At 74.4% G+C, this 15,202-nt stretch carries 11 protein-coding genes and 3 tRNA genes; 4 read left to right on the plus strand and 10 right to left on the minus strand.

The window, feature by feature from the left end:
* Positions 1 to 5: 5 nt before the first annotated feature.
* The 6 genes from ACZ4M8_RS18510 to ACZ4M8_RS18535 all read right to left on the minus strand — a co-directional run bounded on the left by ACZ4M8_RS18510 (position 6) and on the right by ACZ4M8_RS18535 (position 9,112).
* Positions 6 to 1,550 carry an MFS transporter gene (locus ACZ4M8_RS18510; protein WP_467608535.1) on the minus strand — a complete coding sequence of 515 codons (1,545 nt, stop codon included), beginning with the start codon at positions 1,548 to 1,550 and terminating at the stop codon, positions 6 to 8.
* Between the two features lie 463 nt (positions 1,551 to 2,013).
* Positions 2,014 to 2,151 carry a hypothetical protein gene (locus tag ACZ4M8_RS18515; RefSeq protein WP_467608538.1) on the minus strand — a complete coding sequence of 46 codons (138 nt, stop codon included), beginning with the start codon at positions 2,149 to 2,151 and terminating at the stop codon, positions 2,014 to 2,016.
* A 316-nt stretch (positions 2,152 to 2,467) separates the two neighbouring features.
* The gene (locus ACZ4M8_RS18520; RefSeq protein ID WP_467608539.1) at positions 2,468 to 4,747 is read right to left on the minus strand and encodes an ArnT family glycosyltransferase; all 2,280 of its coding nucleotides are present in this window, start codon (positions 4,745 to 4,747) and stop codon (positions 2,468 to 2,470) included.
* Positions 4,744 to 6,255 carry a bifunctional glycosyltransferase family 2/GtrA family protein gene (locus ACZ4M8_RS18525; protein ID WP_467608541.1) on the minus strand — a complete coding sequence of 504 codons (1,512 nt, stop codon included), beginning with the start codon at positions 6,253 to 6,255 and terminating at the stop codon, positions 4,744 to 4,746. Before ACZ4M8_RS18525 ends, ACZ4M8_RS18520 begins: the two co-directional genes overlap by 4 nt.
* Before the next feature lie 427 nt (positions 6,256 to 6,682).
* A complete protein-coding gene (locus ACZ4M8_RS18530) occupies positions 6,683 to 8,146 on the minus strand; it encodes an ATP-binding protein (RefSeq protein WP_467609150.1) in 1,464 nt (487 codons plus the stop codon).
* A gap of 147 nt (positions 8,147 to 8,293) precedes the next feature.
* The gene (locus ACZ4M8_RS18535) at positions 8,294 to 9,112 is read right to left on the minus strand and encodes a response regulator transcription factor (RefSeq protein ID WP_467608543.1); all 819 of its coding nucleotides are present in this window, start codon (positions 9,110 to 9,112) and stop codon (positions 8,294 to 8,296) included.
* Positions 9,113 to 10,142: 1,030 nt separating this feature from the next.
* On the opposite strand from ACZ4M8_RS18535, the gene ACZ4M8_RS18540 reads away from it, so the two are divergent.
* Positions 10,143 to 10,691, plus strand: a complete 549-nt coding sequence (locus ACZ4M8_RS18540; RefSeq protein ID WP_467608545.1) for an NADPH-dependent FMN reductase — start codon at positions 10,143 to 10,145, stop codon at positions 10,689 to 10,691.
* Positions 10,692 to 10,924: 233 nt separating this feature from the next.
* On the opposite strand, the gene ACZ4M8_RS18545 is transcribed toward ACZ4M8_RS18540, so the two are convergent.
* Together ACZ4M8_RS18545 and ACZ4M8_RS18550 are read right to left on the minus strand one after the other, a co-directional pair.
* Positions 10,925 to 11,902, minus strand: coding sequence for a DUF2797 domain-containing protein (locus ACZ4M8_RS18545; RefSeq protein ID WP_467608547.1), 978 nt, complete (start codon positions 11,900 to 11,902; stop codon positions 10,925 to 10,927).
* Between the two features lie 265 nt (positions 11,903 to 12,167).
* Positions 12,168 to 12,241: transfer RNA gene (locus tag ACZ4M8_RS18550), tRNA-Met, on the minus strand.
* A gap of 276 nt (positions 12,242 to 12,517) precedes the next feature.
* Between ACZ4M8_RS18550 and ACZ4M8_RS18555 the strand changes: the two genes are divergently transcribed.
* Complete coding sequence (locus ACZ4M8_RS18555) at positions 12,518 to 12,964, plus strand: hypothetical protein (protein ID WP_467608550.1); 447 nt, start codon at positions 12,518 to 12,520, stop codon at positions 12,962 to 12,964.
* Positions 12,965 to 13,073: 109 nt separating this feature from the next.
* Positions 13,074 to 13,433, plus strand: a complete 360-nt coding sequence (locus ACZ4M8_RS18560) for a hypothetical protein (protein ID WP_467608553.1) — start codon at positions 13,074 to 13,076, stop codon at positions 13,431 to 13,433.
* Between the two features lie 235 nt (positions 13,434 to 13,668).
* Here ACZ4M8_RS18560 and ACZ4M8_RS18565 read toward each other — a convergent pair.
* A tRNA-Arg gene (locus ACZ4M8_RS18565) sits at positions 13,669 to 13,741 on the minus strand.
* A gap of 477 nt (positions 13,742 to 14,218) precedes the next feature.
* Positions 14,219 to 14,309, minus strand: a tRNA-Ser gene (locus ACZ4M8_RS18570).
* A gap of 234 nt (positions 14,310 to 14,543) precedes the next feature.
* On the opposite strand from ACZ4M8_RS18570, the gene ACZ4M8_RS18575 reads away from it, so the two are divergent.
* Positions 14,544 to 15,158 carry an SSI family serine proteinase inhibitor gene (locus ACZ4M8_RS18575; protein ID WP_467608554.1) on the plus strand — a complete coding sequence of 205 codons (615 nt, stop codon included), beginning with the start codon at positions 14,544 to 14,546 and terminating at the stop codon, positions 15,156 to 15,158.
* The last annotated feature ends 44 nt before the right edge of the window (positions 15,159 to 15,202 follow it).

Genomic DNA, 15,202 nt, shown 5'->3' on the forward strand with positions numbered 1-15,202 from the left:
CGATGCTATTCCGCCGCGGCGGGCGCCCCCTCCGCCGCCGTCGCCCGCTCCGCCCGCCGCAACAGGACGGCGGCGAGCAGCCCACCGAGGAACACCGCGGCCGAGCCCGCGAGTTGACCGGTGCCGATCCCGGTGGCGAACGCGTCGTGGACGGCGGTGCGCTCCGCTTCCGTCCCCGCCGCCACCAGCGCCGCGGCCAGCGAACCGGCCCCGGCGGCGGCCACCGGCAACAGCGCCTGGAACCGCGCGGTGAGCACCGCGCCCAGCACCGCCACGCCCAGCCCCTGGCCGAACTCCATCAGCGTGCCGTTGACACCGGCGCCGACGCCCGCCCGCTCCGGCGGGATCGCCGACATGATCGCGTCCGCCATGGCCGGCATGGCGAGCGCGACACCGGCGCCCATCACAATCAGCCCGGCGAGCATCCCGCCGTAACCGCCGCCGCCGAGCGTCGCGACGAGGACGAGCCCCGCGGCGAGCAGCGACATCCCGGAGACGATCATCCCGGGGGTGCCGAGGCGGGGCAGCAGCCGCGCGCCGAGACCGGTGAAGTTGATCAGTACGACGGTGACGGCGAGCGGCGCCATCCGCAGCCCCGCCTCCAGCGGCCCGTAGCCGAGGACGAGTTGCAGATGCTGGGTGAGCAGGAACATCGAACCGCCCATGCCGAACGCGACGAGGATGCCGCCGGAGACCGCGCCGATGAAGCGCCGGTTGCGGAAGAAGCGCATGTCCAGCATCGGATGCGGGGTGTGCAGCTCCCACAGCGCGAAGAGCGCCAGACCGGCGCATCCGACGGCGGCGGAGACCAGCACCTTGCCGGAGAGCCAGCCGTCGACCGGCCCCGAGATGATCGCGAAGACCACCCCGACCATGCCGGTCATCGACAGCACCGCACCGAGCGGATCGGGCCGCTCCGTCCCCGGACTCTTCGACTCCGGTACGAGGGTGACGACCGCGCAGAGCGCGAGCAGCGCCACCGGCAGGTTGACCAGGAAGAGCGAGCCCCACCAGAAGTGGTCCAGCAGCGTCCCGCCGATGAGCGGACCGGCGGCGAACCCGAGGGAGTTGACGGAGCTCCAGATGCCGATGGCCTTGGGCCGCTCCGTGTCGTCGAAGATCTGCATGACGACGGCGAGGGTGGTGGTGACCAGCAGCGCACCGCCGACGCCCATCCCCGCGCGGGCGGCGATCAGCATCCCCGGCGAGGCCGCCAGCGTCGCGCCCAGCGACGCGATGCCGAACAGCGCCAGACCGACGGCCAGCATCTTCCGGCGCCCGTAGCGGTCGGCGGCGTTCCCCGCGGTGAGCAGCAGTCCGGACTGGACGAGCGAGTACGCGTTGACCATCCACTGGACGTCGGCGGTGCTGGCGCCCAACTCCTCGGTGAGGGAGGGGATCGCGACGTTCAGCACGGTGTTGTCGAGGACGACGGTCAGCTGCGCGAGACAGATGACCGCCAGGATCAGCCACCGCGCACCGGACCGTTCGGGCCCCGCGGGCGGGACGGGTGCGGACGAGGGCGCGGCATCGTGGACGGCAGGGGGCATGTGCGGCTCCCGGGAGGGGCGACGAGCGGAAGGGGACGTGCCGCCGGGAGCCCGTGACGGCCTCCCGAACGCTCCGGCCGGGTCGGACACCCGGCGTTCCGGGGCCCGGCCCCGGCCCCACCGGCGCCGGTGGGACGGTACGGGCATCCGGTACGGAGCGGAACTGACCGCGCCGGACGCCGGGGCGGCCGAGGTGGCGAAGGGCCGGGATACCGAAGTGCCGAGATACCGAAGGGGTCGAAGGGCCGGGTGGCCGTGGGGCGGAGGCGGCGTCGCACAGCGTACGAGGGCGAGCTTTACGGTGTACAACGCTTTTCGGCAGACGGAGGGTGGAGGGTGGAGGCGGAGGGAGAGAGCGGCGGGCGAAGGGCGGGAGTAGTGGGGCGGGGATCGGGCGTCGGGGCGGGCGCACGGAAACCCCTGGCTCGGTTTCACGTGAAACCGAGCCAGGGGTTTCCGTGTTTCACGTGAAACCGATGGACTGCGGGGTGAGTTCCGCGGTGGTGGCTGCCTTGGAGGCTTTCTGCACGGGGAGTTCGCGGACATGATCACGGTCAAGGACGACGACCCTGCGGGGCGCGTTCGGAAGTGCCGTCAGCATGGCGGGCTTTCGGAGGGCGCGGCGGAAAAGGGCGCCGCCCGACTTGAGGCCGCGGGGCCCGTGACCGCCGTTCGGATCGCCCCGGTGGCGGCCACGGGCCGAGCCTTCACCTCGTCGGCTCGTCAGGTCTTCCCATTTCCCGGGTGGCATCAGGTGTCACAGGTGTCATCAGCTCCTTCCTGAGTACTGCCAGGTCGCTTCGCTCCTTCCGCTCGCCGGTCGCACCGCCCCTCGGTACGTGGAACCCCCTCGTTTCTTCGGGCCGTCGGACCGTCCTGCCCTGCTGCCCTGCTGCCCTGCTGCCCGGCAGGGCATCTCACGTCTTCGGTGCCGTCAGGTCGTAGAAGGTGGCGCCACCGGCGGTGACCTTGGTGAAGGTCTGCGTCACCCAGGAGGAGATCGCGGCGGCGGTGCCCCGGCTGCCGCCGCCCCGGAAACCTCCTCGACCGCCGCCGGGGCTCTCCCCCGGGCCGCCGCCGGGGAAGGCGCCGCCGCCCGGACCGCCCTCGCTCGCGAGGAAATAGTGGATCCGGCCGTCCGCCACCAGCTCCTTGAAGCGGGCGAGGGTCGGGGACGGATCACTGCCGTTGAAGCCGCCGATCGCCATCACGGGTTTTCCGGTGGCGAGTTGGTAGCTCGCGGCGTTCTGGGAACCGACCCCCGCCGCGGCCCAGGTGTAACGGTCCGCGTCCTTCGCCACCAGCTCCCGCGCCGCCGCGCCGACCTCCGCGCCGTCGAGCAGCCCGCCCATGCCCCCCGCGCCACCGCGCTCGCCGCGCCCACCGGCCCCCGGGAAGCCGCCCCGGCCCGGGAACCCGGCCCCGCCGCGGCCCGCGCCCGTACCCGGCGGACGCCCTGCCCAGGCGCCGCCGTTCGCCCCGGGGAAACCGCCCTTGCCGGCCCTCCCGGCCGGGCCCCCCTTCCCGGCGGGCCCGGCGCCCGGCGGCATCCCGCCACCGCCCGGGAAGCCATGGCCGCTCCGTACCGACGGGCCCGCCGTGATGATCGAGCCGTGGTGCGGGGTGACGACCGTGTTCAGCGTGTACGCGACCGGACCGGCCAGCGCCACCGCGACGCCGAGTCCGGCCGCCACCGGCGCCACCCGGCGCCGCGTCGCACCCCCGCCCGCCGGCACCAGCAGGCCGAGCGCGGCGATCAGCCCCACGGCCACCACCGCCCAGCGCAGCCACGGAAACCACTGCGGCGAGCGGTCCAGCAGCACGTACGACCAGACCGCCGTCACCGCGACCACCACGGCGAGCACCACCCGTCCGCCACGACCCGGGTGGCGCCACAGCAGCACCGTGCCCATACCGGTCAGCGCCGCCACGTACGGCGCCAACGCGATGTTGTAGTACTGGTGGAAGATCCCGGACATGAAGCTGAACGTCACGAACGTCAGCAGCAACGCTCCGCCCCACAGCAGGAACTCCGCCCGCTGCGCCGCCCCGTGCGCGTCGGCCGCCCGCCGGGGTCGCCGCAGCAGCCAGACCGCCGTGACCAGCAGAATCAGCGCGGCCGGCAGCAGCCAGGCGATCTGCCCGCCCATGTCCGAGGAGAACAGCCGGGTCAGACCGGTTTCCCCCCAGCCGCCGCCGGGCCCGCCCTTGGAGCCGCCCACGCTGCCGGTCTCGTCGCCGGTGATCCGGCCGAACCCGTTGTAGCCGAAGGTCAGCTCCAGAAAGCTGTTGTGCTGCGAACCACCGATGTACGGGCGCGACCCCGCGGGCCACAGTTCGACGAGCACCACCCACCAGCCGCCCGTCACCACGGTCACCGCCCCGGCGAGCAGCAGTTGCCCGACCCGGTGGGCCCGGCCCACCGGCGCGCAGCACAGGTACACCACCCCCGCCGCCGGCAGGATCAGCCACGCCTGCAACGTCTTGGTGAGGAATCCGAACCCGAAACACGCCCCGGCCAGCAGCAGCCACCGCGTCCGCCCCGCCTCCAGGGCCCGCAGCACGGAGGCGAGCGCACCCACCATCAGCAGGCACAGCAGCGCGTCCGGATTGTTGAAGCGGAACATCAGCGCGGCCACCGGCGTCACCGCCAGCGCCGCACCGGCCAGCAACCCGGCGCCCGCCCCGAACCGCCGCCGCACCGCCGCGTACAGCACCCCGACCGTCGCGACGCCCATCAGCGCCTGCGGCACCAGCACCTGCCAGGCACCGAGCCCGAAGAGCCGCACCGACAACGCCATCGGCCACAGCGCGGCCGGCGGCTTGTCGACGGTGATGGAGTTCGCCGCGTCCGACGAACCGAAGAAGAACGCCTTCCAGCTCTCGCTCCCCGCCTGCATCGCCGCCGAGTAGAACTGGTTGGCATACCCGGAGGCCGACAGGTCCCACAGGTAGAGCACCGCTGTGACCAGCAACAACACCAGGAATGCGGGACGCGCCCAGCGGGGGTCACCGGGCCGGCCCCTCAGGACGCGGGCGGGGAGGCCCGACCGGCCGGACGGCGTCGTACCGGGCCCGGCGGCGGGCGCCGTCGCCCCCGGTACAGCGCCAGGGGCCGGGCCGGGCACGAGCCCGTACCGGGACGGGGCCGCCGGGCCCCTCCGCGGCCGGGGACGGGGATCGGGACGAGTGGTCATCGGGTGCTCCGAGAGATGCCGTTCGGGGTGTGGTCATGGGGCGCGGAGGCGCGGCCGGGCCGAAAGCCGGAGGCCGGGGCACCCGGGGGCGGGGCACTCCGGACGCCGGGAGCGGCGGAACCGGACGGAGCCGGGCCCGGGGCGTCCGGAACGCCGGAGGCGGGACCCGGCACGGCCGGCCCGCGGGCGTCCGGCACCGCGCCTCCCGCCGTACCTGCGGCCCTACCTCCCGCCGCCCGGCGCCGCCCGCGCTCCCGCTCGGGGAAGACCCACGCCCGGAAGAGCAGGAAGCGCACCACCGTGGCGGCCAGGTTCGCCACGATCAGGACGGCCAGTTCGGTGGCGTGACCGGGATGGCCGGAGGCGGCGTCCAGCGCGGCCAGGGAACCGCTGGTCAGGGCCAGACCGATGGCGAACACGGCGAGCCCCTGCGCCTGGTGGCGGACCGCCCGGTCCCGGCCCCGTACGCCGAACGTCAGCCGCCGGTTGGCCGCCGTGTTGGCGAACGCCGACAGCAGCAGCGCGACGGCGTTCGCCGGTTGCGGCCCCACGCCCAGCCGGGCCAGCGAGTACAGCCCGAGGTAGCAGAGCGTGCTGAGCGCGCCAACCGCGCAGAAGCCGACGAGTTGCCTGGCCAGCCCGCCCGGTACGCCCGCCAGCGCCCGGTCCCGGGGGTCGTCCCCGAACGGCCGCGCCAGCCGGTCCAGCGGCAACGCCCCGGTGGCCAGCGCCCGGCCCACCCGCCACACGCCCTTGAGATCATCGGTCGCCGTCCGGACTAGGTGCACGGTGCTGTCCGGATCGTCGATCCAGTCCACCGGCACCTCGTGGATCCGCAACCCGGCCCGCTCCGCCAGCACCAGCAACTCGGTGTCGAAGAACCAGCCGACGTCCTCGACCAGCGGCAACAGCCGCGCCGCGACATCCCCGCGGATCGCCTTGAACCCGCACTGCGCATCGGAGAACCTCGCCGCCAGCGACCCCCGCAGAATCAGGTTGTACGTCCGCGAGATGAACTCCCGCTTCGGCCCGCGCACCACCCGCGCGCCCCCGGCCAGCCGCGACCCGATCGCCAGATCCGAATGCCCCGAGATCAACGGCGCGACCAGCGGCAACAGCGCGTTGAGATCCGTGGACAGATCGACATCCATGTACGCCAACACCGGCGCCCCCGACATCGACCACACCTGCCGCAGCGCCCTGCCCCGCCCCTTCTCCTCCAGCCGTACGGCCGTGACCTCGTCAAACGCGTCATCGAGCCGGGCCGCGACCTCCGGCGTCCGATCGGTACTGGCGTTGTCCGCGACGGTGATCCGGAACCCGTAGGGAAACGTCCGCCCCAGATACGCGTGCAACCGCCGCACACACGGCCCGAGATCACGCTCCTCGTTGTAGACGGGGATGACGACGTCGAGGACCACCCCGCCCCCCTCGGCACGCAGATGATGCCGCGCGGGGAGGGCGTCCCAGGCGGGCCAGGCGGAGGCCGGTGCGTCCGTGGTGGGCACGGGCCCGTCCGTGGTGGGGACCTCCGTGGCGGGGGCGGGCGCGTCCGCACCGGGGAGGCGCCGAGGGACGGGTACCTCCGTCGCGGGGGCGGGCATCCCTGCCGAGGAGACGGGCGGCGGGGCGGACGGCCCCGCCACAGGGGGCGCCCCACCGATCACTGAAGCGTTCGCCCGGCCGGGCCCCGCGACGTCCGCCCCGCCGGTCGCCGCCGCGTCCGTTCCGCCGCCGGGGCCGCCTTCGGCGCTGCGCGCCGTGCCCCCGTCGTGCGGCGGCGCCGGGTGATCCGGGCGGCCGGACCGCTCCGTCCCGGCGCCCGGCCCGCCCCACGGCGTACCGCTCGCACCGCTCCGCGCCCTGTCGCCGGGCGTCCTGTCCCTTGGTGTCGTATCCCTTGGCGTCACAAGGTGACGCTCACCAACTCCGCTGTCAGGAAGGTGTGCCGGCGCTGTGGATGGGCTGTGCGTCCAGCGCCCGGCACGGGCCCTCCGCCGCCCCCGGCAACACCACCGCGAACACCGTCCGCCCCCGTGCGCTCTCCACCTCCACCGTTCCGCCGTGCGCCTGGACCACCGCCTGGACCAGGGCCAGGCCCAGCCCCGTACTCCCGGCGGTGCGGGAACGGGAGGAGTCGCCGCGGGCGAACCGTTCGAAGACGTGCGGCAGCAGCTCCGGCGCGATACCGGGGCCGTCGTCGTGGACCTCCAGCCGGACGTCGCCGTCCACCGCCCGCAGCCGGGCCGTGACGGTCGTCCCCTCCGGCGTGTGCACCCGGGCGTTGGCCAGCAGGTTCACCAGCACCTGCGGCAACCGCGCCCCGTCGCCCCGCACCGTCATGGGCTCGGCGGGCAGATCCAGCCGCCACCGGTGCCCGGGGCCGGCGGCCCGCGCGTCGCTCACCGCGTCCACGACCAGCGGTGACAGGTCCAGCGGCGCGCACTCCAGCGGGCGCCCGGAGTCGAGCCGGGCGAGCAGCAGCAAGTCCTCCACCAGCCCGGACATCCGCTCCGCCTCCGACTCGATCCGCCCGAGGGCGTGCCGGGTCCGCGGGCCGGGACGCTCGTCGCCGCGCCGGGTCAGCTCGGCGTACCCGCGGATCGAGGCGAGCGGGGTCCGCAGCTCATGGCTGGCGTCCGCGACGAACCGCCGCACCCGCATCTCGCTCTCCTGCCGCGCCGCCAGCGCCGAACCGACGTGCCCGATCATGCGGTTGAGCGCCGCGCCGACCTGCCCGACCTCCGTCCGCCCGTCCGACTCGCTCTCCGGTACGCGCACGTGCAACGCCACCTCGCCCTGGTGCAACGGCAGTTGTGCGACCGACGTGGCCGTCGCCGCGACCCGGCGCAGTGGCCGCAACGCGAACCCGACCATCGCCGCCCCCGCCATGCCGGCCGCGAGCAGCCCCGCGCCCGTCACACACGCCTCGACCGCCACCAGCGTCCCCACCGTGTCCTGCACATCGCCCAACGGCAGCCCCATCACCAGCGACCCGTCCGGCGCGAACGCCGCCCGGTAGTCACCGAGCCCCGGCAGCGCGACGGTGTGCGGCCGGCCGTCCCGCGGCACGGACCCGAGCGCCGCCACCTGCCCGGCGGACAGCGCGTCCAGCCGCTCCGACGGCACCCGGCTCAGCGAACCGTTGCTCCGCGCCCCGGCCCCCACCGACCCGTCCGGCGCCACCCGCGCCCCGACGGTCCCCCAGTGCTGCCCGCCCAGGACGACGAAATCGAGGCTCCCGGCATGCGCCGCCACCTCCCGCGGCGGCCGCGCCGCCCGCCCCACCGCTTCCTGGAGCCGCCCGTCCAACTGCTCCTGCAGGTACGAGTGCAACGCCACCGCCGTGACCACCCCGATGACCGCTCCCACCACCGCGATCAGCCCCACGGCCGCCACCACCAACCGCGTCCGCAACGACCAGGCCCGCCGCCGCCCCGCCCGCGCACGCGCAGACGCCCCGGGCAGGGCACCCGGCCCGCCGCCGTCTCCCCCGCCGCCTCCCCGATGCGCCACCGCCACGTCCGCTCCGTGCCCGCTTCCGCGTCAGCCGGCGGGTTTGATCAGGTAGCCCGCGCCGCGCCGGGTGTGGATCATCGGCTCCCGCCCGGCGTCGATCTTCCGCCGCAGGTACGAGATGTACAGCTCGACGACGTTGGCCTGCCCCCCGAAGTCGTAGCTCCACACCCGGTCCAGGATCTGGGTCTTGCTGAGCACCCGCCGCGGATTACGCATCAGATACCGCAGCAGTTCGAACTCGGTGGCCGTCAGCCGGATGTCGTCCCCGCCGCGCGTCACCTCATGGCTGTCCTCGTCCAGCGTCAGATCGCCGACCGTCAGCACCGAGGCGCTCTTCGCCGCCGCGGCTCCCGCCCGGCGCAGCAGCCCCCGCAGCCGCGCCACCACCTCCTCCAGGCTGAACGGCTTGGTGACGTAGTCGTCGCCCCCCGCCGTCAGTCCGGCGATCCGGTCCTCGACGGAGTCCTTGGCCGTCAGGAACAGCACCGGGACATCCGGCAGTTCGCGGCGCAGCCGGGCCAGCACCGTCAGCCCGTCCATGTCCGGCAGCATCACATCGAGCAGCACCGCGTCCGGCCGCCAGCTCCGGGCCGAGCGCAGCGCACCGGCACCGTCGCCCTCGGCCCTGATGTCCCACCCCTCGTAGCGGAGCGCGAGCGACAGCAGATCCGCGAGCGAGGGCTCGTCGTCCACCACCAGCACCCGCACCGGGCCCCCGTCCGCCCGCCGCAGCCCCGGCTGCCCACCGGGCGCACGTGCCTCCCCGCCGCTCCCCACGGCGGACCGGTACGGCCGGGCGCCCGAGGGCCCCGCGGAAACAGCGGACGGCGATGAAGTCACGGTCATACCCCGAACCTCCCCCTCCTCCGTGAGAACCCCCTTTCCCCTTCCTGTGAATCCCCTGAGAATCCCTCTGCCCCCTCCGCGCTTCCTCCCCAGCCCTCCCCCTGGCGGACCGCCGCGCTCTTCGCCGACACCCGCAGGAGCCCTCCCCAAGGCCGGCGCCGGCCCTCCCCCGCCCGCCTCTCCGGCCTGGTCCTACGCCCTGACGCCCGGCACCCTCGCGCCACTCCGGCTCGGGCCCGTCACAGCCCGGCCTCCTCGCGCCACTCCGGCTCAGGCCCGTCACAGCCCGGCCCCCACCACTCCTCTTCCTCTCCGCCTCCTCCCTCTCATCCCGTGGCCCCTTTGGCAGTCAAGGGGCGCGGTCCCGGGCCGGCGCAGTCTTGCCCCTGTCCGCCGTTCCCGCGCCGCCCTTCCCCCGGCCTGCCCCCGCCTCTCGTCCCCCGTCCCCCGTACCCCGCCCCCCGTACGAGCTGACCTCGCCCCCCGTGGTGCCCGTCGGCCCTCTCCGACCCAGGCCCGTCACGACCTGCGCACCACGCTCAGGCACCGCCCGACCAAGGCCCCTCCTTCCCTCTCTCCTCAGCTCGCCGGGCCTCAACCCGCCCCGAACAACCTGGCCATGACCGAGCTGGGCCGCCCCCCGCGCGGCCCACCCCGATCACTGCACCCCACTCTCCCACCCACCACTGACAATCGCCCTGACCTGCAACAACCCATCGCACAAGGCAATCTGACACTCCATCCCATCTGCGTCTCGCGCACCCCTCCCGCCGCACCCGGGCACCCCAACCGAACTCTCCAGCCGACCCCTCACCGCGCCCCGCCCACACCACCACGCCCGACACATCACCCCGTCCCGCCGAGGCCCCCGCAAGCACGTCGAACAGGACCAGGGGCCCGCACCACCCTCGCCCCTCCCCACCCGAGCAACACCGACCGACCACAGCCCCCGCCGCAGCCCCCGCCCCCACCCGAGCCCGCCGACCACCCCGGCTCCCACCACCCCCGCGCCCGGCCGTACGGTCACCGCATGAGACTCGTCGCCCTCTCCGGCAGCCTGCGCGCCCGCTCCTCGAACGGCGCCGTGCTGCGCTCCGCCCTGGACCTCTTCGACGGCCCGGCCACCACCGGCGACATCGCCGCGCTCCCGCACTTCAACCCCGATCTGGACGGCGAGGGCGCCACCCCGCCCGAGCCGGTCGCCGCCCTCCGCGCCGCGGTCGCCGCCGCCGACGCGCTGCTCATCGTCAGTCCCGAGTACGCCCACGGCATCCCGGGCGCACTCAAGAACGCGCTGGACTGGCTGGTCAGCAGCGGCGAATGTGTGGAAAAACCGGTCGCCGTGATCACCGCGTCGCCGTTCCCCACCGGCGGCGATCACGTCAACGCACAGCTGCGTGAAGTGCTCCGCATGATGACGGGCCAGGTCATCACGGCCGCCTGCCTCGAAATCCCCGCCATCGGCCCGAAGGTGGACCCCACCACCGAACGCGTCACCGACGAAGCAACCCTGACCGCACTACGCACCGCCCTCCACACCCTCACCACAGCCGCAGCGGCAACGCCCACCACCCTCTGACCCAGCGCGGCCACCCCCACCATCCCGAGGCACCACCCCGCGCCCGGCACCACCACGCACCGAGCCACCACGCCGCAGCCCGGCCCACCGAACCACCCACCAAGCCGAACCGGACCGTGCCACCCCACCCCGGAACGGCCCACGGCCCACGGCCCACGGCCACTCCCTCAGCGCCACAGACGCCGCCCCGCCCGCCTCCCGCGTCAGGACCGCCCGCCCCACGTCACCACCCCTCAGAACAACCCCTCCTGCTCATCCCCTCCCCTCTCCACTCCTCCGGCCCCGCCCCGGCGCCGCTGCCTCCCCCCGTACGGCGCCTCCCGCACGGGAACCGTCGTCACCTCCCCGCGCGCGGCCCCGAGCACCCACCCGGACAACAACCGGGCATCGAGCACCGCGACCACCTCACCGACCTCCCCGTCCTCGGCCACCCGCACCCGCACATACACATCCGCCCCGGCCCCCGCCAGGACCTCTCCCACCACCTCGGCCCCCGTCGCCATCGCCCCCAGCTCGGCGGCGCCCGCCGGCAGCCGCGCCAACCCGAACACCTCGCTGTGGTCGCCGAACACGAAGTCCACCGGCGCCAACGTCTCCGGCCACCCGCTCAACTCCCGGGCCCGCGCATGCAGTCCGGCCAGCTCAGCGCGCCGCTCCGCCACCGGCGGCAACGCCCCACGCGCCGCCCGCTTCGCCTCCTTGGTGAAGCGGTCCGGCACCCCGAGGGCGCTCCCCAGCACCGCCTCGGCCCGCCGCGCCGCCATCAGCGGCCCGCGCCCCAGCCACGCGTACGCCACCGCCCCCTGCTCCACCAGCCGCGCCGCCCCGCGCTCGGCAGCGGTGATCCCGACCTTCACCAGACCGGGCCCGAAGTACGCGAGGTAGACGCCGTACGGGCGCGGATCATCGGCCATGGTGTCCGCCGCGACCGACCGCGACCGGTCCAGCCGGGCACACGCCTCACACTGATCCCGGGCCGCCGCGCCCCCGATCACCGCCTCGTACGGGCAGACGAGCCACCGCCCGCCCCGCCGCACCCCCAGGCACCGCCGCTCCCCCGCCACGGAGAACGCCAGCCGCTTCCCCGCGGGCAGCGCACTGACCCGCTCCGCACCCCGCTCGGCGCAGTACCACCCGAGCCCCTGCCGAAACCTCCGCTCTCCCCCTGTCGCCCCCTCCGAAACCCACCGCGGACCCGTACATCGCCACACCCCGCAAGCGTACGACCACCCACTGACATCGCCCCCGACGCCGAAAACGCCCCCGCCACCACACCGGCCCGCGCCCACCCACGCCCGCCGATCCCCGGCCCGACAGCCGGCCGCGCCGCCGATCGCCCCACCCGGTGGACACGCACTCGGGCCTGCCCGCCACGCCTCCACCATCACGGCCCGCCCCGCGCCACCGCCAAGGACACGTACCGCACGCAAAAAGCCGTAGGCCCGGTGGACGAATCCACCGGGCCTACGGCGTCAGTAGCGGGGACAGGATTTGAACCTGCGACCTCTGGGTTATGAGCCCAGCGAGCTACCGAGCTGCTCCACCCCGCGTCGGTAAACAAAACAGTACGCGAACTCCGCACCAATGCCTAATCCTTTCCTCACCCGCCCCCTCACTCCCCGCACCCACTACGCCCCCAGGGCCCGGTCCCTCCGCCCCTCAGCCCCGGAACCACGCCCCGAAGCCCCGCTCCGACCGACCTCTCCACACCCCCCGGCCCCCGCACCGCGCCCCACGCCTCCGCGTCGTAGCCCCTCCCTTCCCCACCCCACCGGCTTCCCGGCCCGTGCGGCCACACCCCGCACCAGCCCACCCGAAGGAGCCCCGTGTCCCCACACCCCCGCCCGGCCGGTTTCCGCGCCGCCCCCGTCGATCCAGCCCTCCCCCACTACATCCGCTTCCAGGGCGCCACCCGCAACGACCACGGCCACTTCCCCGGCGTCTTCGCCCTCGTCAACAACCTCGCCCGCCAGGGCCTCCTCACCCCGGCCCAGGAGCGCTTCCGCCGCACCTCCAACGACTGGTACGACACCCACTTCACCAACCCCGCCGATGTCGACCCCACCGTCTACGACCGCACCCGCCACCCCGGCGCCGCCGCCTGGTTCAAGTCCACGTCCCCACACCTGATCACCCGCGTCGACGGCTACCTCGCCATCCTCCGAGCCCACCGCGTCCCCTGCCACCGCCTGCACTCCCACGCCCCCGGGCACGTCATCTACGAGGACCCGGACCAGGTCGTGGTGGTACCGCGGCACCGGCACCCGGCGTGAACACCCCCGCCCCGGCCACAGGAGCGCGGCTCCGCTGAGTACCACCCCCGACCGCGTCTGAGTACCCGCCACCATGCGGAGGCCGGTCACACGCACCAGGGTGGCCACCATGACCACACCGGCCGCCCGCTCCGCTTCCGCCGCCCCCACCCCACCCGCGATTCCCGACCCGTTCGCCCCCTCCGCGCGGGCGCTCCGCGTCTTCGCCGGGCTCGGCTTCCTCCTGCTCGCCGTCGCCTACGGGGCGTTCGTCATCGTCGTCCTGGAGCAGGCGTATTCCGGAGACGGCGCGAGCGGCCCCTTCCTCGGCGTGGCCCAGCTCTCCATGGGACTCTCCGCCGTCACGGGCCTGGCGGCGCTCTGCCTCCCCACCGACGCGATATCCCACACGGCCCGGCGGCGCACCGTCACGCTCCAGTACGCCCTGGCCCTCGCCGGCCCCGCCCTGGCAGCGATCGACTTCGCCTGACAGCCCCGGGGAAGGACCGGCCGGACAGACTCCCGCGGACCACGGACACCGGCCCCGACAGCGGAGCCGTACACGTAACGCCTCGTGTAGCGCCCCTTCCTCGCTCCGGCGTCCTCCCCACCGGAGGCGCACCACCGCCGACGGCGTGGCGAGCACCCCGCCCCCGCAGAACGATCGCCGTCACGACAAAAGCCGGAGGGCCCGTCGATTTCTCGACGGGCCCTCCGGCTTGCTGTGCGCTCGGCAGGATTCGAACCTGCAACCTTCTGATCCGTAGTCAGATGCTCTATCCGTTAAGCTACGAGCGCTTGGCTTCCCGGCGGTTTTTCTTGCCGGTCGGCGTTGCGGGAACAACATTACATGAACCGCGCCGTGACGCGAAATCCATTGCCCACACCCCATCTGACCTGCGGAAACGTCCCTGGGGCGGCGTTCTGAGGAGCGGCGGCCCCGAGGGCGCCCCGGGGGGAAACGTCGAAGATCGACGGGGCGGGACGCGTTCCAAGGGATCTTCGGGGCCCCGGGCCGGGCCGGAGGGGCGGTCAAGATCGACGCCGGGGTGCCGCGGCGGCCCGGCGTGGGGCGGAGCCCGCGTCCACCGGTCGCGGGGAAGGCCCGCTCGCCGCTTCCCGCCCATTCCGGCTTCGCGCCCGTCCTGTGTGCCACTGCGGGCGGACGCCCCACCGGGCTGGCGCCTCCCGCGCGGGGGCGGCGGGGCACGCGTAGGGGGCGGAAACGCCTCCGGGCCCCTTCTCGTGGTGAGAAGGGGCCCGGAGGACTGGGAGCGGAGGCGGAGGGATTTGAACCCTCGATGGGGGGTAAGCCCCAAACCGCATTAGCAGTGCGGCGCCATAGACCGGACTAGGCGACGCCTCCACACACCTGCGCGTGAGCGCTGTGGCGTGTCCAGATGATGGCACAGCTCTGCGGGCTGTCACCAATCGCCCCCCACGGTACTCGGCGTATCGGGTCCGCGGCAAAGACGTTCCCGCGGCGAAACGTCGGGGCGGGAGGCGCGTTAGAGGGGTGGGGCCGGGTGCGGCGTGGCCGCGGGGCGCCCCGGTGGGTGCGTGCCGCGCGCCCGTTCCGTTCTCTATTCCTGGAGCACTGATGCCGTATCGCCGGAAGTCCCTGCTGACCGTCGTCGCGCCGGTGGTGGCCGCCGCTGCCGCGCTGGCGCTCGCCGCGCCCGCCGCCTCGGGGGCGCCGATCCCGCTGCCGCAGCACGGGGAGCGCGCCACGGGGCCGAACCCCACGGGCCCTGCCGGAGTGCTCGACCGTACGGGTCTGCGGCCGCCCACCGGGCACCGTCACCACCGGGGTGTCTCCGGGCTGCCGGGGCCCGTCACGCGTGCGGCGGGCGGGGGTGCGGACGGCGCGGGGCGGCTGCGGCCCGCGGATCATCTGACGGTGACGGTGACGCGGTCCGGGGCGGCGGGGGTGGACGGGCGGTACGAGCTGTTCTGCCACCCCGACGGCGGGAACCACTTCGACGCGGCGGGGGCGTGTGACCGGCTGGACCGGATGACGCGGTGGGGGCAGGACACGTTCGCGGCGGTGCCGCAGGCGGCGAAGTGCACGATGATGTACGGCGGTCCGATCACCGCGCACGTCTCCGGGTACTGGGCCGGGCGGCCGGTCGAGGCCGACTTCCGGCGGACCAACGGCTGCGAGATCGCCCGCTGGGACCGGTTCGAGCCGCTGCTCCCGACGACCGGTTCATGACGCGATGCCCGAGCCCTTTCGTGGTGGAGTGGGCGGGCAGGTCA

Source organism: Streptomyces sp. NPDC027185 (genome assembly GCF_055567035.1).